Origin of the sequence: Tardiphaga sp. (genome assembly GCF_028290495.1) — a bacterium.
GTDB lineage: Bacteria > Pseudomonadota > Alphaproteobacteria > Rhizobiales > Xanthobacteraceae > Tardiphaga.
The window spans coordinates 61,719-81,877 of record NZ_JAQGJT010000019.1; the positions used below are offsets into that span (position 1 = coordinate 61,719).

Below are 20,159 nucleotides of genomic sequence, written 5' to 3' on the forward strand. Positions count from 1 at the left end.
CGATTTCAAGCGAGCGCTTGCACCCCAGATACGACAAGGCCGCCTTGCGGCGGCCTGTCATCGAAGTGCCAAACATAGAGCCAAGAAATTCTGGAGCGGGCGAAGGGATTCGAACCCTCGACCCCGACCTTGGCAAGGTCGTGCTCTACCACTGAGCTACACCCGCATCCGAGAAGTAGGGCGCCGCTTGCGCGCCGCCAACGCGCAGACCTATGCCAAATGCCGGAGCCGAATGCAACAGCAAGACTTCACCAAAGACTTCCCCGGGGAATTACGGGGTTAATCGCCATTAACCCCGCTCGCGGCGCCGAATCGACCGCGAATCGCCCCGAAAACGGCAAAACCGCACCGTTGCGACACCATCGACGCGTTTGCGGCGATTTCGCCCGATTGCAAATTGCTGCCACGAGCGCCATTTAAGCATCACGCCGGACGGACGCGGCACAAATTTTTTCAAACATTTCGACATCAGGTGAGGTTCACGTGACCATTCTGGAACAAAGCGGCGCAGCACCGCAGGCAGCGGGCGATCTCATCAAGGAAACGACCACGCAGACCTTCGTCAAGGACGTGATCGAGGAATCCAAGCGCCAGCCGGTGCTGATCGACTTCTGGGCGCCGTGGTGCGGCCCGTGCCGGACGCTGACGCCGATTATCGAGAAGGCCGTCACCGCCGCCCGCGGCAAGGTGAAGCTGGTCAAGATGAATATCGACGAATATCCGGAGATCCCGGGCCAGATGGGCATCCAGTCGATCCCGGCCGTGATCGCCTTCGTGAACGGCCAGCCGGCCGACGGATTCATGGGCGCGGTGCCGGAGAGCCAGGTCACCGCCTTCATCGACAAGCTGACCGCCGGCATGCCCGGCGCCGAGCCGACCACCGCCGAACTGCTGCAGGAAGCCGAAGGCGTGCTGGCCGAGGGCGATTCGGCCGGCGCGGCTGCCATCTATGCCGAGATCATCGCGGCCGACGCGGCCTCGATCCCGGCGCTGGCCGGGCTGGCGCGCTGCTATGTCGAGACTGGCGCTATCGAGCAGGCCAGGCAGACGCTGGAGCTGGTGCCCGCCGCCAATCGCGAGGACGCCGTGGTCAAGGCCGTGCAGGCCAAGATCGACCTGATCGAGCAGGCCGCCGCGCTCGGCCCGATCACCGAGCTGGAACAGAAGGTCGCCGCCGACCCGCTCGACCATCAGGCCCGCTTCGACCTCGCCACTGCGCTGAATGCCGCCAACCAGCGCGCGGAGGCAACCAATCACCTGCTTGAAATCGTCAAGCGCGACCGCAAGTGGGACGAGGACGGCGCCCGCAAGCAGCTGGTGCAGTTTTTCGAAGCGTGGGGACCGACCGACGAAGCCACGCTCGACGGCCGCAAGCGTCTCTCGACGATCCTGTTCTCGTAACAGCCTTCACTTCGCAGGAAACGGAACCGGACATGCCCATCAATGCCGATTATCGCGGGCCCGGAGACCTCCCCGAGGTGATCCCGGTGTTCCCGCTGCCGGGCGCGCTGCTGCTGCCGCGCGGCCAGATGCCGCTCAACGTGTTCGAACAGCGCTATCTGGCGATGATCGACGATTCGTTTCGCGACGGTCATCGGCTGATCGGCATGATCCAGCCCGACGCGTCGCATTCCCCGGACGAGGAAAAGCCCGCGTTATTCCGCGTCGGCTGCGTCGGCCGCATCACCCAGCTCGCCGAATCCGGCGATGGCCGCTACATCCTCGAACTGACCGGCGTCGCCCGCTTCCAGGTGAAGGAGGAGCTGGTGGTGCTGACCGCGTATCGGCAGTGCAAAGTCGACTATTTCCCGTTCCTCGACGACTTCACGGCGCGCAAGGGCGAGGAACAGGTCGACCGCGCGGCATTGCTGGCGGTGCTGACCGACTTCCTCGAGGCCAATAACCTGAAGGTCGACTGGGACGGCATAGAGAACGCGCCGAACGAGGCGCTGGTCAACGCGCTCGCCATGATGTCGCCCTATGGCCCGCCGGAGAAGCAGGCGATGCTGGAGGCTCCGGACCTCAAGACCCGCGCCGAGATCCTGATCGCGGTAACCGAGATGGACCTCGCCAAGAAGCGCAACAGCGGCGAAACCGGCCTGCAATAGCAGCGGCGCCAATGCCCGCGGCAATTGTGCCGCATCGCCTTCCCTTGCTACAATTACCTTCCTGATCGTCGACCTGCCGGAGCTGCCATGACCACCGCCGCCGAACGCCCCGAAGCCAGCGTCGATCGCAAGCTGCTGGAAATCCTGGTCTGCCCGCTCACCAAAGGCGCGCTGGAATTCGACGCCGACCGGCAGGAGCTGATCTCCCGCAAGGCCAAACTCGCCTACCCGATCCGCGACGGCATCCCGATCATGCTGCCGGAAGAAGCCAGAAAGATCGACTAACACTCTGTCATTCCGGGGGGGCGAGCAGCGCAAGCTGCGAGCGAACCTCCGCCACTCCAGTTGGAGTGGCGGAGAACCTGGAGATGGTGATCGTCATCTCGGGCTTCCGGGCCTCCGTCAGCCGGCTTCGCCGTCTGCTACATCCCGGAACGACAGTTTGTCGTTGCTACAGCGCCTCGCCCTTCAGCAGCCGCGGGATTTCGCCGGATAATCCGGCGGCCTGTTTGATGAATACGCTCTTCAGCGGCGGCAGGCGATCGACGATCCCCAACCCGATGTCGCGAATGCTGCGCAGCACCGGCGACTTGTTCGAGAACAGCAGGTTGAGCGCGTTGGTGGCGACGCCCATCGCCATGGTGTCGAAGCGGCGCCAGCTCTGGTAGCGCTCCAGCACGTCGGTCTGGCCGAAATCGACGCCGAGCCGCGCGGCATCGACAATGGTTTCCGCCAGCGCCGCGACGTCCTTGAGGCCCATGTTGAGGCCCTGCCCCGCGATCGGATGAATCACGTGGGCGGCGTCGCCGATCAAAGCGAGACGCTCGCCGATGAAGGAGCGCGCCACGAAATAGCCGAGCGGAAACGCGCGCGGCTTGTCCAGAACCTTGACCTCGCCGAGATGCAGGCCGAAGCGCTGCTCGAGCTCGGCGTGAAACTCCTCCTCCGGCAGCGCGACCATGCGCGTGGCTTCGGCGCGCTTCTCGGTCCAGACCAGCGACGAGCGATTGCCGGTCAGCGGCAGGATCGCGAACGGGCCTGCCGGCAGGAAATGTTCTTCCGCGCGGCCGTGATGGTCGCGCTCATGGCCCACCGTGACGACGATGCCGGACTGGTCGTAGTCCCAGCCATGGGTGGCGATCCCCGCGCGTTCGCGCAGCTTCGAGCGCGCGCCGTCGGCGGCAACCAGAAGGCTGGCTTCGATCACGCTGCCGTCGCCGAGCGTAACGCTGATGCCGTCGGGCCGGGATTTGTAAGTTGTTACCGGGGTGGCGCGCAGGTCGATGCCGGCGGCGGAGGCGCGCACGACCAGTTCGTCGATCAGGAGCCGGTTCTCGACCATGTGCGCGAACGGCGTGCCCGGCTCGACCTCGCCGGCGAAGGTCAGGAACACCGGTCGGGTCGCGTCTTCGACCTTGGAGTCGGTCACCACCATGTCAAGGATCGGCTGCGCCTGCGCCGACACGGCATCCCACACGCCAATTGCCTCGAACAGGCGGCGGCATGCGGCAACGATGGCAGTGGCGCGCTGATCGCGGCTCGGCTGCGACGCCAGCGCGGGGTCGGCAACGATGATCGGGATGCCCTCGCCAAGGCCCTGGCGCAGCGCCAGCGCCAGAGCCAGACCGGCAAATGCGCCGCCGCCAATGACAATGCCTCGTTGTGCCGCCATGATGTTCCGTACCCGCTGTTGCCTCGCGCTTATAGCTGGGCGAAACAGGAACGGAAACAAGGGCGGCGCCGCGAGGCGCGGCCCGATTGCCCGTGCCGCCGCCGACGGAAAGACCTTCGATGTCCAAGAGCCTGATCGACCTGCTGGATATTCTCAACCTCGAGACGCTTGAGGTGAACATGTTCCGCGGCACCAGTCCGAAGACGCGCTGGCAGCGGGTATTCGGCGGCCAGGTGATCGGCCAGGCGATGGTGGCGTCATGCCGCACCGTCGAGGGCCGCTTTCCGCATTCACTGCACTGCTATTTCATCCTGCCGGGCGACCCCGCCATCCCGATCATCTACGAGGTCGAGCGGCTGCGCGACGGCAAGAGCTATTCGACCCGCCGCGTCACCGCGATCCAGCATGGCCAGGCGATCTTCTCGATGATGGTGTCGTTTCACGTCGAAGAGCCGGATTCGTTCGACCACCAGGACCAGATGCCCGACGTCCCGCCGCCAGAAAAGCTCAGCGCGGAAGAACTGGCGAAGCACCCCACGATCGAAATGCCGGACTTCATCCGGCGCTATTATGAATCCGACCGGCCGATCGAGCTGCGCCCGGTCGAGTTCCAGCGTTATTTCGGCACCAAAATTCCCGATGGCAAGATCAACATCTGGATCCGTACCGCGGCCAAGCTGCCGGACGATCCGGCGCTGCACATGTGCGCACTGGCCTATGCCTCAGACTTCTCGCTGCTGGATTCGGTGATGGCGCGCTATGGCCGCACGCTTTTCGATGGCCGCGTGATGGCCGCCAGCCTCGACCATGCGATGTGGTTTCACCGCCCGTTCCGCGCCGACGAATGGCTGCTGTACAGCCAGGACTCCCCGAGCGCGCAGGGTGGCCGCGGCCTCGCCCGCGGTCTGATCTTCAAGCCCGACGGCACGCTGGTGGCCTCGGTGGCGCAAGAAGGCTCGATGCGCGAGCGTCGCCAGAAGCCAACGCCGGGCTGAGCCCGGCGTTCAGGCCGACGTTAGACAGTCCGCGGCGTCAGCACGAATTGTGAAGCAAACCAGCGCGCATACCATCCGAGCACCCACGGGATCGGGATGATGAAGGCCGACGCGATGGCGAACACCAGCGTGCGCCACAACACGTCGAGGCCGCTGGCGATAAAGCTGATATTGCGCCGACTGCCCGAAATATGACGGCAGATCCACCGCGTCCACGCCGTGATCACCCACGCCCATCCGATGATGGTGATGAAGGATATGTTCATCAGCACGAACCAGCCGATATAGGCCCACATGTCGCCGGTGAAGGTTAGCGGCACGCCGCGACCTTCCGAACTGATATGCGACGTGACCCAGCGCAGCGTCAGCCAGGACAGGAAGCCCTGGGCCGGGATCATCAGAAAACCGTAGTCCACGCTGGCCGAGACATAAGTGCAGAGCCCCAACGCCACAAACACGTACCAGATATCACCGGGCTGGCCGGTGAAACCGATATTGCCGCGGCCCGGCACGCGCAGCCGCTCGACGACGTAGCGATAGAACCCCGTTGCCACCCATGGCGCGGGGATCACCAGCAATATGCCGATCATGAACAAAAGGCCGCGGCCGAGCAGACCCCAGATGCCGGCTTGCAATTCGACCGGACCGCCGACCACTGCTTGTGACATGCCGGGGCGAGGCATGGCCGGCGGCTGGGCGCCGTTCGAAAACAGGCCCGGAACATCGCCGGCGCGCTGCCAGTCCGGCATGCCGTCGCACCAGACAAAGGTATCCGGCGTGACGCGCCCCTGCGTAATCAAGTCGCGAAACTGGGGCTCGGCGTAAGGGCCATCCTGTTGACCGCCTGCAGCAACAAACCAGGATCGTGCCATGACTTCCCCCAACATCCGGGAGGTCGGTCGCGCCGGCTCGCATCACACCCGCGATGTTCGTAGCCACGCGTCTGGATACCGCCCCCGGCGATAGGACTACAGAATTACCACAGGTTGCAGCAATGACTTTCCACGCAGCCTCCATCTTTTTTCGCCCACTTGCTCAGAAAGATGGCAAGGTCCGGCGTCGCGTCCGGGCGGCGTGACGGCTTGATCGAACACCTTACGAAGGCTTCTCATGAAACTTGTCGTTGCGATTATCAAACCTTTCAAACTGGACGAAGTGCGCGAGGCCCTGACGGCTATTGGCGTGCACGGCATGACCGTCACCGAGGTGAAGGGTTATGGTCGTCAGAAGGGCCACACCGAGATGTATCGCGGCGCCGAATATGTGGTGAACTTCCTGCCCAAGCTGCGGCTCGAAATCGCGGTCAGCGCCGAGCTCGCCGCCAAGGCGGTCGAGGTGATCTCATCGGGAGCCCGCACCGGCCAGATCGGCGACGGCAAGATCTTCGTGACTCCGATCGAGCACGCGCTGCGTATCCGCACCGGCGAGACCGACAGCGACGCGCTGTAGCCACCCCTGCCCGCGCGCACCGTCCAACAGTTGTGGGGCGCCGCGTTTCGCGCGGGAGTTGGAAGGCCTCCAGTTTGCGCAAATCCCGGCAACTGAGTCGGTTTTTGCTCACCTGAGCACCTCTTCCCTGCCTTCCTCATAAGCAAGATTATGTCGAGAGCCTGTCATGCGCTGGTTTTGAGCGGCGCTGTCTAATTTTTGGGCGCGACGGAATGGCACATCTCGCTGCATTGCGCGAAAAGCCCGAAAAGGTGGGGATTCATAAACCGTTACAGAATTCCACCGATCTGGCACGGCATTTGATTCTATCTGGGCTGGCTGTGCCCGCGTAGTGAACTTCTCCGCGTGGTGAACCTCAGTCGAGATCGCCCGACCGTTTTTTCGGCCGGGCCCCAGCGGGGATAGGACCCATGAAAATTGTTATGGCGATCATCAAGCCATTCAAGCTTGAGGAAGTCCGTGATGCCCTGACCGCCATTGGCGTTCATGGTCTGACGGTGACGGAAGTCAAAGGATATGGCCGGCAGAAGGGCCACACGGAAATTTATCGCGGCGCTGAATATGCGGTGAGCTTCCTGCCCAAGATCAAGATCGAGGTGGCTGTCGCCTCGGACCAGGTCGAAAAAACCATCGAAGCCATCACGACCGCGGCCAAGACCGGCCAGATCGGCGACGGCAAGATATTCGTCATTGGCCTCGACCATGCGGTTCGCATCCGCACCGGCGAAGCCGATGCCGCAGCCCTGTAAGTCGAGCATCTTGGATTTCGCGCTCACCCACATTCAATCAGGAGTCAAACAAATGACGTTTAAGCGTCCCTCTGGCGCGGGATTGGCGGCACTCGCCGTTGGCCTGTTTGCCGCAACGGCGGCCTATGCCGATCCAACGATCAATAAAGGCGACAACGCCTGGATGATGACTTCGACGGTGCTGGTACTGTTGATGACCATTCCGGGCCTAGCGCTGTTCTACGGCGGCATGGTCCGCTCCAAGAACATGCTCTCGGTGCTGATGCAGGTGTTCTACACGACCTGCATCGTGATGATCATCTGGGCCCTTTACGGCTACAGCATCACCTTCACCGGCGGTTCGGCCTACATCGGCGGCTTCTCCAAGGCCTTCATGTCCGGCATCACCAGCGATTCGATGGCCGCGACCTTCTCCGCTGACGTCAACATCTCGGAGCTGATCTACTTCTGCTTCCAGATGACATTTGCCGCGATCACCCCCGGCCTGATCGTCGGCGCCTTCGCCGAGCGTACCAAGTTCGCGGCGATCGCGCTGTTCATCCCACTCTGGGTGACGCTGATCTACTTCCCGATAGCACACATGGTTTGGTACTGGGCTGGACCGGATGCCATCGTGGCCGCCGCCAAGGCAGTTGCAGCCGCGACGGACGCTGCCGCCAAGACCGCAGCGCAGGCCAAGCTGGAAGAAGTCATGGCCGATGCCGGCCAGGTGTTCCTCTGGGGCGCTCTCGACTTCGCCGGCGGCACCGTGGTGCACATCAACGCTGGCATCGCGGGCCTCGTGGGCTGCCTGATCATCGGCAAGCGCACTGGCTACGGCAAGGAGCTGATGGCTCCGCACTCGCTGACCATGACCATGATCGGCGCTTCCCTGCTGTGGGTCGGCTGGTTCGGCTTCAACGTCGGTTCGAACCTCGAAGCTAACGGCACCGCCGGCATGGCGATGGTCAATACCTTCCTTGCCACCGCTGCGGCGGCCATGGCCTGGATGTTCGCGGAATGGATGACCAAGGGTCATCCGTCCCTGCTCGGTGCCGCTTCCGGCGCGGTTGCCGGCCTCGTCGCCGTCACGCCCGCCTGCGGATACTCGGGTCCGATGGGCGCGCTGGTTCTCGGTCTGGTCGCAGGCGTCGTCTGCCTGTTCTTCTGCACCGTGATCAAGAACGCTCTCGGCTATGACGACTCGCTCGATGTGTTCGGCGTCCATTGCGTCGGCGGCATCCTCGGCGCGCTTGCCACCGGCATCCTGGTCAACCCGGCCCTCGGCGGCACGGGCGTCATGGACTACGTCGCCGGCAAGGTCGGCGACTACGACCTGGTCACCCAGATGATCTCGCAGTGCAAAGCTGTCGCGACCACGCTGGTGTGGTCCGGCGTCGGCTCGGCAATCCTGTTCAAGGTCGTCGACGTCATCGTCGGCCTGCGCGTCAACGTTGAAGTCGAGCGCGAAGGCCTCGACGTCACCGAGCACACCGAACGCGCCTACAACATGTAAGCGCCACGCTGCGGACGGCCTCCCGGTCGTCCGCAGCCAGGTTTCCGAGATCGGTTGGGGCAGATACCCGGCAATGCTCCACCCGTCGAAGGGCTCCAGCGCAAGCTTGGGGCCCTTCACCTTTTGAGAGGCGGTGGACTCTATTGTGAGCGTCAACTCACGACAGGCGAGATCAACTGCAGCGTAGGAAAATGCGTTCGGTAACGGCGCACGTCGCGAGTCAGAAGGGGGATATGTTCGACGGCCGCGTGCGCTCCTATGAAGAAATCAGCCGATACACCGGTGCGAACACCTCCCGCGTCCCGATAGTGAGCGAAAGCTTTGCCCGCCAGAAAAAGCGCTCCGTGCGGGATCGGCGCCACAGCGACGCCCACCTCTCTCAGCGCGTCCTCGTAGACCGAAACCTCTCGATAGCGTGTCGAGGCCTCCGCGTAGATTACGTCGTTGATCAACAGAGGCCCGTTGAGGGCTGCTTTCTCAAGCTGAGCAAGCGACCAGGCCAGCCATTCACGATCTGCCGTGAAAATATCGAGCAGAACGTTGGCGTCGACCATAGTCATTCGGGTTCGCCGCGCAGCAGCAACATCAATTCGTCGGTCGACATTCCGGGTCCGGCGCTACCAATGGCCTTCGCAAATCGGCTTTTCGGTCGGCTCCCCTCGTCCTTTTCCAGGACAATGCTGCCATCGTCAGCCATGCGAAACGCCACGCGGCTTCCGGGGCCGATGCCGAGATGGTCGCGAACAGGCTTTGGCACCGTGACCTGACCTTTGGAGGTGAGTGTCGTCGCCATACCGAGCTCCCGAGGTAACACTTCATTTTACCGTGGTAACACTATGCAAAATTCACCCAAAAGTCGATGGTTAATCGCGTCTTAACCTCGCCGTACATATGGTGGTTTGATCATGTTTGGGTCGATCGCAGGGCGGTCGGCCGCTCCCGTAAACTGGCGTCCCAGGATGGCAATGACCGCTTCTTCCCGCGCGGCACACGGTGCGAGCCATTCCGCTGGCCGCGACAGCGAGCGCTCGCCGTTCGCACGGCTGACCGATTTGCTGGCGCCGTACCAGCCAGGTCAACCGTTGATCACGCTATCGCTCGGCGAGCCGCAGCATCCGGTGCCGGATTTCGTCGGGCCCGTACTGGCGAAACACATCGCCGATTTCGGCCGTTATCCGATTGCCAAGGGCATCGAACCGTTCCGCCGCACCGCTACGACCTGGATGGGCAAGCGCTTCAAGTTGCCGCGGCCGCTCGATCCCGACACCGAACTACTGGTGCTGAACGGCAGCCGCGAGGGCCTGTTCTTCGCCGCCATCACCGCGGCGCGCTTTGTCGGCCCGCGCAATGGCAAGCCGGCGATCCTGCTGCCCAACCCGTTCTATCCCGCCTATGGCGCCGGCGCCCGCGCTGCCGGCTGCGAAGCAGTGTTCATGCCGACCACGGTGGCCAACGGCTTCCTGCCTGATCTCGACGCGCTCGACGAGGCGACACTGTCACGCACGGTGGCGATGTACATCGCCTCGCCGGCCAATCCGCAGGGCGCGGTGGCAACGCCCGCTTACTTCAAGCGCCTGCACGAACTGGCGCTGCGCTTTGGCTTCATCGTTTTGTCCGACGAATGCTATTCGGAGATCTACACCGGCACCGCCCCCGGCAGCATGCTGGAAGTCGCAGGACCCGATTTTGCCAACGTGGTTGCATTCCAGTCGCTATCGAAACGCTCCAACCTGCCTGGCATGCGGGTCGGCTTCGTGGCCGGCGACAAGAAGTTCCTCGCCATGTTCCATGAGCTGCGCAATGTCGCCGCGCCCCAGGTGCCGGTGCCGCTGCAGCACGTCGCCGTCGCCGCCTACAGCGACGAGGCGCATGTCGAAGAGAACCGCCGGCTGTACGGATTGAAATTCGATCTCGCCGACCAGATCCTGGGCCACCGCTACGGCTATGTCAGGCCGGCCGGCGGCTTCTGCCTGTGGCTCGACGTCTCCGCGCATGGCGGCGACGAAGACGCGACCATCCGACTCTATCGCGACGGCGGCGTGCGCGTGGTGCCCGGCTCCTATCTGGCGCGCGCGCAGGCCGACGGCAGTAATCCCGGCGACGACTATCTGCGGCTGGCGCTGGTGCAAGACAGCGAAACCACAGCCGAGGCGTTGCGCCGGCTCGTCCAGATTCTAGATTGATCGCAAGGGCCTTGAGCACCACGATATGAGCACCACGATCGAACGTGTCATTCCCCTGGTCGGCCAGCTCCCCGCGTCAATCCGCGAGATGCTGGCACGAAGGCTGCGCGAACTGGCCGGCTTCGGCCTGATCGGCGTCGCCGGCATCGCCGCGGCGGCGCTGATGACCTGGTCGGTGCAGGATCCGAGCCTCAGCCACGCTACCGCACGGGCGATCCGCAATATCGCCGGCTATCCCGGCGCGATCGGCGCCGATCTCCTGATGCAGATTATCGGGCTTGGCTCGATCATGCTGATCCTGCCGGTCGCGGTGTGGGGCTGGCGGATGATGACGCACCGGCATTTCGACCGCGAGGCGCTGCGCATCGCGTGCTGGATCCTATGCACGGTGATCGCGGCGGGCTTCGCCAGTTGCTGGCAGCATGGCGGTTCGTGGCCACTGCCGACAGGCGTCGGTGGCGTGGTCGGTGATGCCCTCTTCCGCGCGCCTGCCGTGGTGTTCGGCCCGGTCGGATTTATCTATCGCTTCGTGCTCGGCGCAATCCTGTGCAGTGCGATGATCGCGACCTTCCTGATCGCCTGCGGGCTCGGCTCGAAGCCGAAGGAAGCGTTCGATCCCATCGAGGAAGACGACGCGCCGTTCGAGGAAGAAGACGGCGACCGCGGATCCGTCTCGCTGGGTTGGGCCGTTCACGCCGCGATGAGCACCAAGGCGCGGATCGGTCGCCTGCTCGCACTCCTCTACGCCAAGTTCGTCACATCAGCGCCGGATGCCCGCGCCGCTTCGTATGAGCGCCAGGAGCCCAATCTCGGCGGCCGCCGCTCCAGCCCCTCGATCGCGCCGCAGGGCCGCGACGACGAGGAAGAGGAAGACCATCATCACGGCGACGATGAAGAACAATACGACGAGGACGAAGAAGAGATCGAGCAGGCCCCAGTCGCGCGAGCACCGCGCAAGAAGCCTGCCGCAAAGGAGTCCTCGCGCAAGAACACCTCCGGCACCTTCGAGCTGCCCTCGGTATCGGTGCTCACCGCGCCGCGCGCCGCCGATCGCCAGCCGCTCAGCAAGGCCGAGCTGGAAGCCAATTCGCGCGCGCTGGAAGGCGTGCTCAGCGACTTCGGCATCCGCGGCGAAATCGTCAAGGCGCATCCCGGCCCGGTGGTGACGCTGTACGAACTCGAACCCGCCCCTGGTATCAAGTCGTCGCGCGTCATCGGCCTTGCCGACGACATCGCGCGTTCCATGAGCGCGCTGTCGGCGCGCGTCGCCGTGGTTCCCGGCCGTAACGCCATCGGCATCGAGCTACCGAACGCCCACCGCGAGAATGTCTACCTGCGCGAATTGCTGACGGCGAAGGACACCAACGACGGCAGCATCAAGCTTCCGCTGTGCCTCGGCAAGAACATCGGCGGCGATTCAATCATCATCGATCTCGCCCGCACACCGCATATGCTGATCGCCGGCACCACCGGCTCCGGCAAATCGGTCGCCATCAACACCATGATCCTCAGCCTGGTCTACCGGCTGCGGCCGGACCAGTGCCGACTGATCATGGTCGACCCGAAGATGCTCGAACTCTCGGTCTATGACGGCATCCCGCATCTGCTGACGCCGGTCGTGACCGATCCGAAGAAGGCTGTCGTTGCCCTGAAATGGGCGGTGCGCGAGATGGAAGAGCGCTACAAGCGCATGGCCAAGCTCGGCGTCCGCAACATCGACGGCTACAACCAGCGCCTGCTGGAGGCCAAGGGCAAAGGCGAGGAACTGAGCCGCACCGTGCATACCGGCTTCGACAAGGAAACCGGCAAGGCGGTCTATGAGGAAGAGAAGCTCGACCTCGAGCCGCTGCCCTACATCGTCATCATCGTCGACGAAATGGCCGACCTGATGATGGTCGCCGGCAAGGACATCGAGGGCGCGGTGCAGCGCCTCGCGCAGATGGCGCGCGCCGCCGGCCTGCATGTCATCCTGGCGACGCAGCGCCCGTCGGTTGACGTCATCACCGGCACCATCAAGGCGAACTTCCCGACCCGCATCTCCTTCCAGGTGACGTCGAAGATCGACAGCCGCACCATCCTCGGCGAGATGGGCGCAGAGCAGTTGCTCGGCCGCGGCGACATGCTGTACATGGCCGGCGGCGGGCGCATCAGCCGCGTCCACGGCCCGTTCGTCTCTGACGAGGAAGTCGAGAAGGTGGTCCGCCACCTCAAGACCCAGGGCCAGCCGGAATATCTTGAAGCTGTCACGGCGGAAGAGCCGGCCGAAGGCGAAGAAGGCAGCGCGGTGTTCGACGCCACCGGCATGGGCGCCGATGGCGGCGGTGCGGGCGACCTGTTCTCGCAGGCGGTGGCGATCGTCAAGCGCGACCGCAAGGCCTCGACCAGCTACATCCAGCGCCGGTTGCAGATCGGCTACAACAAGGCGGCTTCGCTGATGGAACGGATGGAAAATGAAGGTATCGTCGGCCAGCCCAACCACGCCGGCAAGCGCGAGATCCTGATCGAGGAAGAAGAGAGCGGCTTTTGACGCGCGAGCCCGTCCATGACAATCCGGGGACAGAGTCGCGAAATCGCCACAGCGCCGGGTTAGCGCCAGCGCTCACCTCCGCCACGGCAGAACCCGCCGGCGATCTGACCGTAAAACCGATACCCCTTTTGGCGCAAAGCGCGGTAAAATGGGCCATTGACGCCGAACAGGACGACGCCCTGATGAGACCCGCCACCCATCACGCCGCAGACCGGCTCAGCCTCCAGGGCGGCCTGCGCATCGGCGCGACCGGGCTTGTCGTAGCATTCGTCACCGGCCTGTTGGTGCCTTCGGCATTTGGCGAAACGATCCCGCTGCCGCGTCCGGCGCCGAAGGCACGCGGCGCAAGCTTCCAGGTCTCGGCCTCGGAACCCCCGGCTGCGACAGCAGCTCTGGCGGTCACAGCAGCGCCAGCCGTTCCGGCGGCCCCGACGCCCCGAGCGCCGATGACGATCGCCGCCGCGACCACCAATTCAGCACCGCCGAACCCGATCATTCCCGATCCGCGGCGCAATGTGCCGGCGAATTTCTTCGCCAGCTTCGACGCCACCCAGAAGGCGCAGGCCGGCAAGGTCAGCGCCTATCTGTCGTCGCTCAACACGCTGGTCGGAAATTTCGTTCAGGTCGGCCCCGACGGCAGCCGCACCAAGGGCGATTTCTATATCCAGAAGCCCGGCAAGGTGCGGTTCGAATATGACGCGCCGACCACCATCGCGATGGTCGCCGACGGCTCGTCGCTGGCGGTGCGCGACACCAAGCTGGCGACGCAGGACATCTACCCGCTGTCACAAACCCCATTGCGGTATCTGCTGTCCGATCGCATCGACCTGCTGCGCGACACCAATGTGGTCGCGATTACCGGCGACGACCTCTACACCTCGGTCACCATCGAGGAGAAGAACGCTCTGGTCGGCACCTCGCGGCTGATGCTGATGATTGGCACCAAGGACGGCCAGCTCAAACAATGGACCGTTACCGATCCGCAGGGTTATGATACGACCGTGGCGATCTACAACCTCGACACCACGAAGAAGCCGGACGCCGGCCTGTTCAAGATCGATTTCACCAAGTATCCCACCAGCGGCGCGAACTAACAGCGGCGCTCCTTCTTTCTTCCCTTCTCCCCCCGTCTCAAACCCGCTTCGCGGGTGCGATCCCCTTCCCCCACCTGGCGCAGCTCCGCTGCGCGCGGGGAGACGGAAAGAACACATCTGGTCCCGCATGCGCTTTACCCTGACGACCTGGAATATCAATTCGGTGCGGCTGCGCATCGAGCTTGTCGCCAAGTTCTTGGAAGAGGTGCAGCCCGACGTACTGTGCCTGCAGGAAACCAAGACGCCGGATGACGCGTTTCCGCTGAAGCGGCTGAAGCAGCTTGGCTATGAGCACATCGCGATCCACGGCCAGAAGGGCTATCACGGCGTCGCCATCATCTCGAAACTGCCGTTCGACAGCAGCGACGTCCGGGTATTCTGCGAAAATACCGACTCGCGCCACATCTCGGTTTCGTTCGGCGAGAAAGCCGGAATGTCGGTGCCGCTGGTCGTGCATAATTTCTACGTCCCGGCCGGCGGTGACATTCCCGACCCGGTCGCCAATCCGAAGTTCGCCCACAAGCTGATGTTCCTCGACGAGATGAAGGCCTGCGAAGGACTGCATCCGCGTGGCGAGGCCCGCCACATCCTGGTTGGTGATCTCAACGTCGCGCCGCATGAGAATGACGTCTGGTCGCACAAGCAGCTGATAAAGATCGTCTCGCACACGCCTATCGAATGCGAGAAGCTTCTCGCTGTGCAGAGCGAGGGCAACTGGATCGACGTCGCGCGCGAGCGGATTCCGTTGACGGAAAAGATCTACACATGGTGGAGCTACCGCTCCGCGGATTGGACGGCCAACGATCGCGGCCGCCGCCTCGACCACATCTGGGTGTCGGCGGCAATGAAGGACATGATCCGCGACTACACCGTCACCCGCGACGCACGCAGCTGGGAGCGGCCGTCCGACCACGTCCCGGTAACGACGGTGCTGGAACTGTAGTTCACTGTCATTCCGGGATGTGACAGACGGCAAAGCCGGATGGCGCAGGCCCGGAATCCAGGGAAGTTCATCACCATGTCAAGGTTCCCCGCCACTCCAATTGGAGTGGTTGAGGTTCGCTCGCAGCTATCGCTGCTCGCGCCCTGGAACGACAGCAAGGGGACTACAAACTCAGTTTCGAACCCACCAGCATGACATCGCTGGCGAGTTGGCTGACGCGGGTAGCCATATCGTCGCGGAGGCGGCGCGCGGCCGCGGGGTCGCTCTCGAGCACCCGCTGAAATACGCTGCGGGTGATGCGGATAACGGTGGAGAATTCCTGCGCCACCGCAGTCGAGGGCCGCGGCATCGCCACCAGCAACGCAAGTTCGCCGATCAGCGCGCCCGTCCCGGCGGTCGTCTCGTAGCCCGTGCCGTCATCGAGGCTGATACGAAACGAACCGCGCATGACGATGAAGCCGCAATCGGAATCGTCGCCAGCGCGAAACAGGACGGAGCCGCGCGAAAATTCCAGTTGCTCGGAGCCGATCGCAAGCACACGCAACGCCGTATCGCCCAACAGGCGCAATGTCGGGACGCGCTCGAGCAGGGCAACATCATCATCGATCGACATGCAGAACCGTGAGAGCGTGACGCATTAACAAAGGCCGACAGCACCAGCGAATCGGCCTTCGGACCGTATCACGGCACCAGCTTGTAGCCACCGGCTTCGGTGACCAGGATTTCCGGGTTGGCGGCGTCCTTCTCGATCTTCTGGCGCAGCCGGTAGATATGAGTTTCCAGCGTGTGGGTGGTGACGCCGGAATTGTAGCCCCAGACTTCCTGCAGCAGCGTTTCGCGCGACACCGGCAACTGCCCGGCTCGGTACAGGAAGCGCAGGATCGCGGTTTCCTTCTCGGTCAGCCGTACCTTCTTGGCATTGGCCCCGGTCAACATCTTGGAACCCGGCCGGAAGCTGTACGGGCCGACGGTGAACACGGCGTCCTCGCTGGCCTCGTGCTGGCGCAACTGGGCGCGGATTCGCGCCAGCAGCACCGCGAAGCGGAACGGCTTGGCGATGTAGTCATTCGCGCCGGATTCCAGGCCGAGGATGGTGTCGGAATCCGTGTCGTGGCCGGTCAGCATGATGATCGGCGCCTTGAAGCCGCCCTTGCGCAGGCTGCGCACAACTTCACGCCCATCGGTGTCGGGCAAACCGACATCCATCAGCACCAGGTCCGGTGCATTGGTCTTGGCAGCCAGCGCGCCCTTGGCGCCGGTATCGACAGCGGAAGCTTCGAACTCTTCATGCAGCGACAATTGCTCGACCAGCGCCTCGCGCAAATCAGTATCGTCATCCACAATCAGGATTTTGCGGGCATTGGGCATTGCGACAATCCTTTGGACGGCTGTTGCGGTAAATGTTGTCCGACCGGCTGGCCAAATCAGTCAGAAGTCGTGACGAAGTTCCAGATGGCCGCGTATCCTAACGCAAAACCAGCAGTATTCATGAATGCAACTTCATTGAATGTGCCGTGCGGCGCGAAATAGAACACTTGCGGTGAATAGAGCAATACAGACTTGGCAATTCGCATGGAAAGCTTTGGAGTTACAGTTACTTATCGAACACGCTTGCGTGATCGGCCGGCTTCGATGATTCATGTCCGCGCATCTGCCGGTAATCCGCGGCGCGGCTGGCTGATCCTCGACGATCGGGTACTACCCGTGGCGCTAGGTCGTGGCGGGATAAAGGCGAATAAGCGCGAAGGCGACGGCGCCACACCGCGCGGCACATTTCACCCGCTGCGGCTGTGGTGGCGCGCCGACCGGCACCCGCGACCGCAGACACTCCTGCCGATCCGCGCCATCACGCCGGACGACGGCTGGTGCGAAGATCCGGCCGATCGCCATTACAACCGACCGGTCCGGCTGAACAATAATACCGGCGCCGACCGGCTGCGTCGCGACGACCACCTCTATGATTTCATCATCGAGATCGACCAGAACACCAGGCCGCGCATCGCCGGCCGCGGCAGCGCGGTGTTTCTTCATCTGGCGCGCCCGGGCTACGCGCCCACCGCAGGCTGCGTGGCGATGAAGAAGCCAGCGATGCTGCAGCTGCTGAAGCGGATCGGAGTGCGCACCAGGATCGTGATCGGGTGAACGTGAAGGAAAAGGCTGATTGCCTTACGTCCTTCCCGGACGAGAATGCATGTCATGCCTGTACGTGGCGGCCGGCGAAGTCTCAGGCACCCTCGTCAAAAAGGCCGCGAAGCTCATCGCCGCCACAGGCAGCCCCGATCGGGCTGCCGGGGTCGAAGTGATTTAGGCTATCGTTTCCCGAAAATCGCCGAACCGACCCGCACATGCGTGGCGCCGAACTGGATCGCGATGGCGAAATCGGCGCTCATCCCCATCGACAGGCCGGCGAGGCCGTTGCGGGCGGCAATCTTTGCGGTCAGGGCGAAGTGCGGCGCCGGGGCGTCATCGACCGGCGGAATGCACATCAGGCCGGAAATCGTCAGTCCATAGCCGTCGCGGCAGCGTGCGAGAAACGCATCGGCGTCGCCGGGCGCAATGCCCGCCTTTTGCGGCTCCTCACCGGTATTGAGTTGCACGAACAGCTGCGGCGTCCGTTGCTGCGCTGCGATCTCCTTGGCCAACGCTTCGCAGATGCTGGGCCGGTCGACCGAGTGGATCGCGTCGAACAGCACCACCGCTTCCTTCGCCTTGTTGGACTGCAACGGCCCAATCAGATGCAACGCAATTCCCGGTTGAGTCTCCTGCAGCGCCGGCCACTTGGACCTAGCCTCCTGGACGCGGTTTTCGCCGAACACCCGTTGCCCGGCGGCGATCACCGGCCGGATGGCGTCCGCCTCGAAGGTCTTGGAGACCGCAATCAGCGTCACGGAAGCCCGATCGCGTCGGGCTTCGTTGCAGGCGCGGAAGATATCGTACTCAACAGAAGAGAGGCCGTCATTGGGCAAAGAGGGCGTTACGTCCGCCGCCTTCTGCACTGCATTATTTTCAACCAAGGCGCGAACTTTCGGTGAGATCCGTCAAATTTTAGCAATTCCGGGAAAGGCTTTTTGAACCCTTTGAACTATCTATGTCCGCGGGGCTCAGGGGTGGAAGATGTCACGCATCGGAATTAACCGCAACAAAGCGAGGCTGGGAGAGCTGCTCGGCATCCGTGCACGCCTTGTGCTGCTGGCGCTGGTTGTGGTCGGCCCGTTGATGGCCGAGCGGATTCGCTCGCTCGAAGTCAACCGCTCCCGGCAGATCGCCGCGGCCGCAGAGGATTTCGCCGGCCTCGCCCGGCACAGCGCCTCCGCCCAGAGCGAGGTGTTCGCTTCCGTCGAGGCCGTGCTGAAATCCTCGGCCTACATTTATACCACCGCCGCCCAGGTCAATCGCAGCTGCGCCATCATGCGCGCCAGCCTTCGCGGCGACATGCCGTGGATCCGCAGCCTGACGGTCGCCGGCAAGGACGGCACGGCACAATGTTCAACCTGGTCCGACGCCGTCGAGCATGGCCTGAACTTCGCCGACCGGTCCTATTTCCAGGAGGCGCTCGCCACCGGCGAGTTCGTCGTCAGCGACTACCTCTTCAGCCGCATGACCAACCAGCCCACCGTGATGGCGGCCTATCTGGCGCCGGGGATCAACGCCAGCGACGACGCCGTTGTGCTGGCTGCGGTCAATCTCGGCTGGATGTCGAAGATCATGAACAACCTGGGCGGCCGGCCTGGCGTCAGCGCGGTGCTGGTCGATCGCACCGGCATGGTGCTGTCAGCGCCGTCCGATCAGGCCGCCGAGATCGGCAAACCCATGCCGGATCTGGCATTGCTGAAATTGATTGCCACACAACGGCTGAATTCCGTCCGGCAGTCCGGCTCGCTGTCCTTTACCGCCGAAGACGGCGCACAGCGCTCGGTGTCGTTCGCCGCGCTTGCTGGCACCGGTGCGGAGCTGATCGTCAGCATCGACGAGACAGTGATGTCCGCGACGGCCAACCATGAGATCCGCACCGCCTATCTGCAGCTCGGCCTGGTCTGCCTGTTCGTGCTGCTCGGCGCGCTGGTCGCGGCAGAACGCCTGATCATCAAACCGATCCAGATGCTGCAAAGCATGGCGCAGCGTTATGGCCACGGCGACTGGTCGGTGCGGGCCACGCGCAACCGTTTGCCGGCGGAGTTCGTGCCATTGGCCCGCGCGCTGTATCGCATGGCCACCAAACTGCGCGGCCGCGAGCGCGAGCTGCGCGCCAGCAACCAGCAGCTTACCGTGCTGGCCTCAATCGACATGCTGTCGGGGCTGGCGAACCGCCGCGGCTTCCAGAACCGGCTCGATTTCGAGTGGCTGAAGGCCGAGCAATCCGGCGACGCGGTGGCGCTGCTCATGATCGACGTCGACCATTTCAAGCTTTTCAACGACACCTACGGCCACCCCGAAGGAGACGCTTGCCTGGCACGGATCGGCGAGGCGCTGGCGGCCTTGGCTAACGAGACGTCCGGCTTTGCCGGCCGCTACGGCGGCGAGGAATTCTGCCTGCTGCTGCCGGGCAGCGACGCCGCCCGTGCCATGCGGGTCGGCGAAAAGGTGCGCATCGCGATCTCGGGAATGAGTATCCCGCACATGACCAGCGCCCACCGGCAGGTTACCGTCAGTGTCGGCGTCGCCTCGGCAGCCCCGGCTGCGTTGCAACGGCCGATGGACCTGGTCGAAGCCGCCGACGCCGCGCTCTACGCCGCCAAGCACCGCGGCCGCAACGCCGTGGTCGAGCACGGCTTCATCCGGGCCTACGGAACGCTGACGTCGCTGGCGGGGTAAACCACCCCGGGGCCCGACCGCCCCGGATGCCACAACCCTCCTGCGCCCCGTGTCAGCGCTTAAAGCGTTGACCCCGCACGGTCATCTATGGCCTAGTCCCCGGCCTTAAGCCCCGGAACAGACTGCCAAATC

The 20,159-nt window shown here is 63.7% G+C and carries 20 protein-coding genes and 1 tRNA gene; 13 read left to right on the top strand and 8 right to left on the bottom strand.

Annotation, left to right across the window (positions count from 1 at the left end; genetic code table 11):
* Window positions 1–91: 91 nt before the first annotated feature.
* A tRNA-Gly gene (locus JWQ24_RS03115) sits at window positions 92–166 on the bottom strand.
* Between the two features lie 317 nt (window positions 167–483).
* Between JWQ24_RS03115 and trxA the strand changes: the two genes are divergently transcribed.
* From trxA to JWQ24_RS03130, 3 genes are all read left to right on the top strand, one after another.
* Complete coding sequence (trxA, locus tag JWQ24_RS03120) at window positions 484–1,401, top strand: thioredoxin (protein WP_299804221.1); 918 nt, start codon at window positions 484–486, stop codon at window positions 1,399–1,401.
* 32 nt (window positions 1,402–1,433) lie between these two features.
* The gene (locus JWQ24_RS03125; RefSeq protein WP_299804222.1) at window positions 1,434–2,108 is read left to right on the top strand and encodes an LON peptidase substrate-binding domain-containing protein; all 675 of its coding nucleotides are present in this window, start codon (window positions 1,434–1,436) and stop codon (window positions 2,106–2,108) included.
* Window positions 2,109–2,195: 87 nt separating this feature from the next.
* Window positions 2,196–2,393 carry a Trm112 family protein gene (locus JWQ24_RS03130; RefSeq protein WP_299804224.1) on the top strand — a complete coding sequence of 66 codons (198 nt, stop codon included), beginning with the start codon at window positions 2,196–2,198 and terminating at the stop codon, window positions 2,391–2,393.
* 166 nt (window positions 2,394–2,559) lie between these two features.
* Here JWQ24_RS03130 and JWQ24_RS03135 read toward each other — a convergent pair whose 3' ends face one another.
* Window positions 2,560–3,780: a ubiquinone biosynthesis hydroxylase gene (locus JWQ24_RS03135; RefSeq protein WP_299804227.1), complete on the bottom strand. Its 1,221-nt coding sequence runs from the start codon at window positions 3,778–3,780 to the stop codon at window positions 2,560–2,562.
* 119 nt (window positions 3,781–3,899) lie between these two features.
* On the opposite strand from JWQ24_RS03135, the gene tesB reads away from it, so the two are divergent.
* Window positions 3,900–4,775, top strand: coding sequence for an acyl-CoA thioesterase II (gene tesB, locus JWQ24_RS03140; RefSeq protein WP_299804229.1), 876 nt, complete (start codon window positions 3,900–3,902; stop codon window positions 4,773–4,775).
* A 20-nt stretch (window positions 4,776–4,795) separates the two neighbouring features.
* Here tesB and JWQ24_RS03145 read toward each other — a convergent pair whose 3' ends face one another.
* Window positions 4,796–5,647, bottom strand: a complete 852-nt coding sequence (locus JWQ24_RS03145) for a GYF domain-containing protein (RefSeq protein WP_299804231.1) — start codon at window positions 5,645–5,647, stop codon at window positions 4,796–4,798.
* Window positions 5,648–5,885: 238 nt separating this feature from the next.
* Between JWQ24_RS03145 and JWQ24_RS03150 the strand changes: the two genes are divergently transcribed.
* The 3 genes from JWQ24_RS03150 to JWQ24_RS03160 all read left to right on the top strand — a co-directional run bounded on the left by JWQ24_RS03150 (window position 5,886) and on the right by JWQ24_RS03160 (window position 8,468).
* A complete protein-coding gene (locus JWQ24_RS03150; protein ID WP_299804232.1) occupies window positions 5,886–6,224 on the top strand; it encodes a P-II family nitrogen regulator in 339 nt (112 codons plus the stop codon).
* A gap of 410 nt (window positions 6,225–6,634) precedes the next feature.
* The gene (locus JWQ24_RS03155) at window positions 6,635–6,973 is read left to right on the top strand and encodes a P-II family nitrogen regulator (protein ID WP_299804234.1); all 339 of its coding nucleotides are present in this window, start codon (window positions 6,635–6,637) and stop codon (window positions 6,971–6,973) included.
* Between the two features lie 52 nt (window positions 6,974–7,025).
* Window positions 7,026–8,468: an ammonium transporter gene (locus JWQ24_RS03160; protein WP_299804236.1), complete on the top strand. Its 1,443-nt coding sequence runs from the start codon at window positions 7,026–7,028 to the stop codon at window positions 8,466–8,468.
* Between the two features lie 152 nt (window positions 8,469–8,620).
* Here the strand turns inward: JWQ24_RS03160 and JWQ24_RS03165 are convergent, their stop codons facing one another.
* Window positions 8,621–9,028, bottom strand: a complete 408-nt coding sequence (locus JWQ24_RS03165; RefSeq protein WP_299804239.1) for a type II toxin-antitoxin system VapC family toxin — start codon at window positions 9,026–9,028, stop codon at window positions 8,621–8,623.
* Window positions 9,025–9,261, bottom strand: coding sequence for an AbrB/MazE/SpoVT family DNA-binding domain-containing protein (locus tag JWQ24_RS03170; RefSeq protein WP_299804242.1), 237 nt, complete (start codon window positions 9,259–9,261; stop codon window positions 9,025–9,027). The genes JWQ24_RS03165 and JWQ24_RS03170 overlap by 4 nt, the downstream gene beginning before the upstream one ends.
* A gap of 166 nt (window positions 9,262–9,427) precedes the next feature.
* On the opposite strand from JWQ24_RS03170, the gene JWQ24_RS03175 reads away from it, so the two are divergent.
* The 4 genes from JWQ24_RS03175 (at window position 9,428) to JWQ24_RS03190 (ending at window position 15,215) form a co-directional block, all read left to right on the top strand.
* Window positions 9,428–10,651, top strand: coding sequence for an aminotransferase class I/II-fold pyridoxal phosphate-dependent enzyme (locus JWQ24_RS03175; RefSeq protein ID WP_299804244.1), 1,224 nt, complete (start codon window positions 9,428–9,430; stop codon window positions 10,649–10,651).
* 25 nt (window positions 10,652–10,676) lie between these two features.
* Window positions 10,677–13,178 (top strand): DNA translocase FtsK, encoded by a 2,502-nt coding sequence (locus JWQ24_RS03180; protein WP_299804247.1) that lies wholly within the window; start codon window positions 10,677–10,679, stop codon window positions 13,176–13,178.
* Window positions 13,179–13,360: 182 nt separating this feature from the next.
* The gene (locus JWQ24_RS03185; RefSeq protein ID WP_299804250.1) at window positions 13,361–14,272 is read left to right on the top strand and encodes an outer membrane lipoprotein carrier protein LolA; all 912 of its coding nucleotides are present in this window, start codon (window positions 13,361–13,363) and stop codon (window positions 14,270–14,272) included.
* Between the two features lie 127 nt (window positions 14,273–14,399).
* Window positions 14,400–15,215, top strand: coding sequence for an exodeoxyribonuclease III (locus JWQ24_RS03190; protein ID WP_299804253.1), 816 nt, complete (start codon window positions 14,400–14,402; stop codon window positions 15,213–15,215).
* Between the two features lie 163 nt (window positions 15,216–15,378).
* On the opposite strand, the gene JWQ24_RS03195 is transcribed toward JWQ24_RS03190, so the two are convergent.
* Entirely contained in the window at window positions 15,379–15,828 is a 450-nt protein-coding gene (locus tag JWQ24_RS03195) for a cyclic nucleotide-binding domain-containing protein (protein ID WP_299804256.1), read from the bottom strand.
* 68 nt (window positions 15,829–15,896) lie between these two features.
* Entirely contained in the window at window positions 15,897–16,583 is a 687-nt protein-coding gene (locus JWQ24_RS03200) for a response regulator transcription factor (protein WP_299804259.1), read from the bottom strand.
* Window positions 16,584–16,787: 204 nt separating this feature from the next.
* On the opposite strand from JWQ24_RS03200, the gene JWQ24_RS03205 reads away from it, so the two are divergent.
* Window positions 16,788–17,357: a L,D-transpeptidase family protein gene (locus JWQ24_RS03205; RefSeq protein ID WP_299804262.1), complete on the top strand. Its 570-nt coding sequence runs from the start codon at window positions 16,788–16,790 to the stop codon at window positions 17,355–17,357.
* Window positions 17,358–17,524: 167 nt separating this feature from the next.
* On the opposite strand, the gene JWQ24_RS03210 is transcribed toward JWQ24_RS03205, so the two are convergent.
* Window positions 17,525–18,211, bottom strand: coding sequence for a YggS family pyridoxal phosphate-dependent enzyme (locus tag JWQ24_RS03210; protein WP_299804292.1), 687 nt, complete (start codon window positions 18,209–18,211; stop codon window positions 17,525–17,527).
* Between the two features lie 118 nt (window positions 18,212–18,329).
* On the opposite strand from JWQ24_RS03210, the gene JWQ24_RS03215 reads away from it, so the two are divergent.
* On the top strand, window positions 18,330–20,027 hold the full coding sequence (locus JWQ24_RS03215) for a diguanylate cyclase (RefSeq protein WP_299804265.1): 1,698 nt from the start codon (window positions 18,330–18,332) through the stop codon (window positions 20,025–20,027).
* The last annotated feature ends 132 nt before the right edge of the window (window positions 20,028–20,159 follow it).

Bases quoted from the DNA above. Each gene is read 5' to 3' on its own strand.
- JWQ24_RS03125 (WP_299804222.1), top strand. From the start codon at position 1,434: ATGCCCATCAATGCCGATTATCGCGGGCCCGGAGACCTCCCCGAGGTG.
- JWQ24_RS03130 (WP_299804224.1), top strand. From the start codon at position 2,196: ATGACCACCGCCGCCGAACGCCCCGAAGCCAGCGTCGATCGCAAGCTG.
- JWQ24_RS03135 (WP_299804227.1), bottom strand. From the start codon at position 3,780: ATGGCGGCACAACGAGGCATTGTCATTGGCGGCGGCGCATTTGCCGGT.
- tesB (WP_299804229.1), top strand. From the start codon at position 3,900: ATGTCCAAGAGCCTGATCGACCTGCTGGATATTCTCAACCTCGAGACG.
- JWQ24_RS03145 (WP_299804231.1), bottom strand. From the start codon at position 5,647: ATGGCACGATCCTGGTTTGTTGCTGCAGGCGGTCAACAGGATGGCCCT.
- JWQ24_RS03150 (WP_299804232.1), top strand. From the start codon at position 5,886: ATGAAACTTGTCGTTGCGATTATCAAACCTTTCAAACTGGACGAAGTG.
- JWQ24_RS03155 (WP_299804234.1), top strand. From the start codon at position 6,635: ATGAAAATTGTTATGGCGATCATCAAGCCATTCAAGCTTGAGGAAGTC.
- JWQ24_RS03160 (WP_299804236.1), top strand. From the start codon at position 7,026: ATGACGTTTAAGCGTCCCTCTGGCGCGGGATTGGCGGCACTCGCCGTT.
- JWQ24_RS03165 (WP_299804239.1), bottom strand. From the start codon at position 9,028: ATGACTATGGTCGACGCCAACGTTCTGCTCGATATTTTCACGGCAGAT.
- JWQ24_RS03170 (WP_299804242.1), bottom strand. From the start codon at position 9,261: ATGGCGACGACACTCACCTCCAAAGGTCAGGTCACGGTGCCAAAGCCT.
- JWQ24_RS03175 (WP_299804244.1), top strand. From the start codon at position 9,428: ATGGCAATGACCGCTTCTTCCCGCGCGGCACACGGTGCGAGCCATTCC.
- JWQ24_RS03180 (WP_299804247.1), top strand. From the start codon at position 10,677: ATGAGCACCACGATCGAACGTGTCATTCCCCTGGTCGGCCAGCTCCCC.
- JWQ24_RS03185 (WP_299804250.1), top strand. From the start codon at position 13,361: ATGAGACCCGCCACCCATCACGCCGCAGACCGGCTCAGCCTCCAGGGC.
- JWQ24_RS03190 (WP_299804253.1), top strand. From the start codon at position 14,400: ATGCGCTTTACCCTGACGACCTGGAATATCAATTCGGTGCGGCTGCGC.
- JWQ24_RS03195 (WP_299804256.1), bottom strand. From the start codon at position 15,828: ATGTCGATCGATGATGATGTTGCCCTGCTCGAGCGCGTCCCGACATTG.
- JWQ24_RS03200 (WP_299804259.1), bottom strand. From the start codon at position 16,583: ATGCCCAATGCCCGCAAAATCCTGATTGTGGATGACGATACTGATTTG.
- JWQ24_RS03205 (WP_299804262.1), top strand. From the start codon at position 16,788: ATGGAAAGCTTTGGAGTTACAGTTACTTATCGAACACGCTTGCGTGAT.
- JWQ24_RS03215 (WP_299804265.1), top strand. From the start codon at position 18,330: ATGTCACGCATCGGAATTAACCGCAACAAAGCGAGGCTGGGAGAGCTG.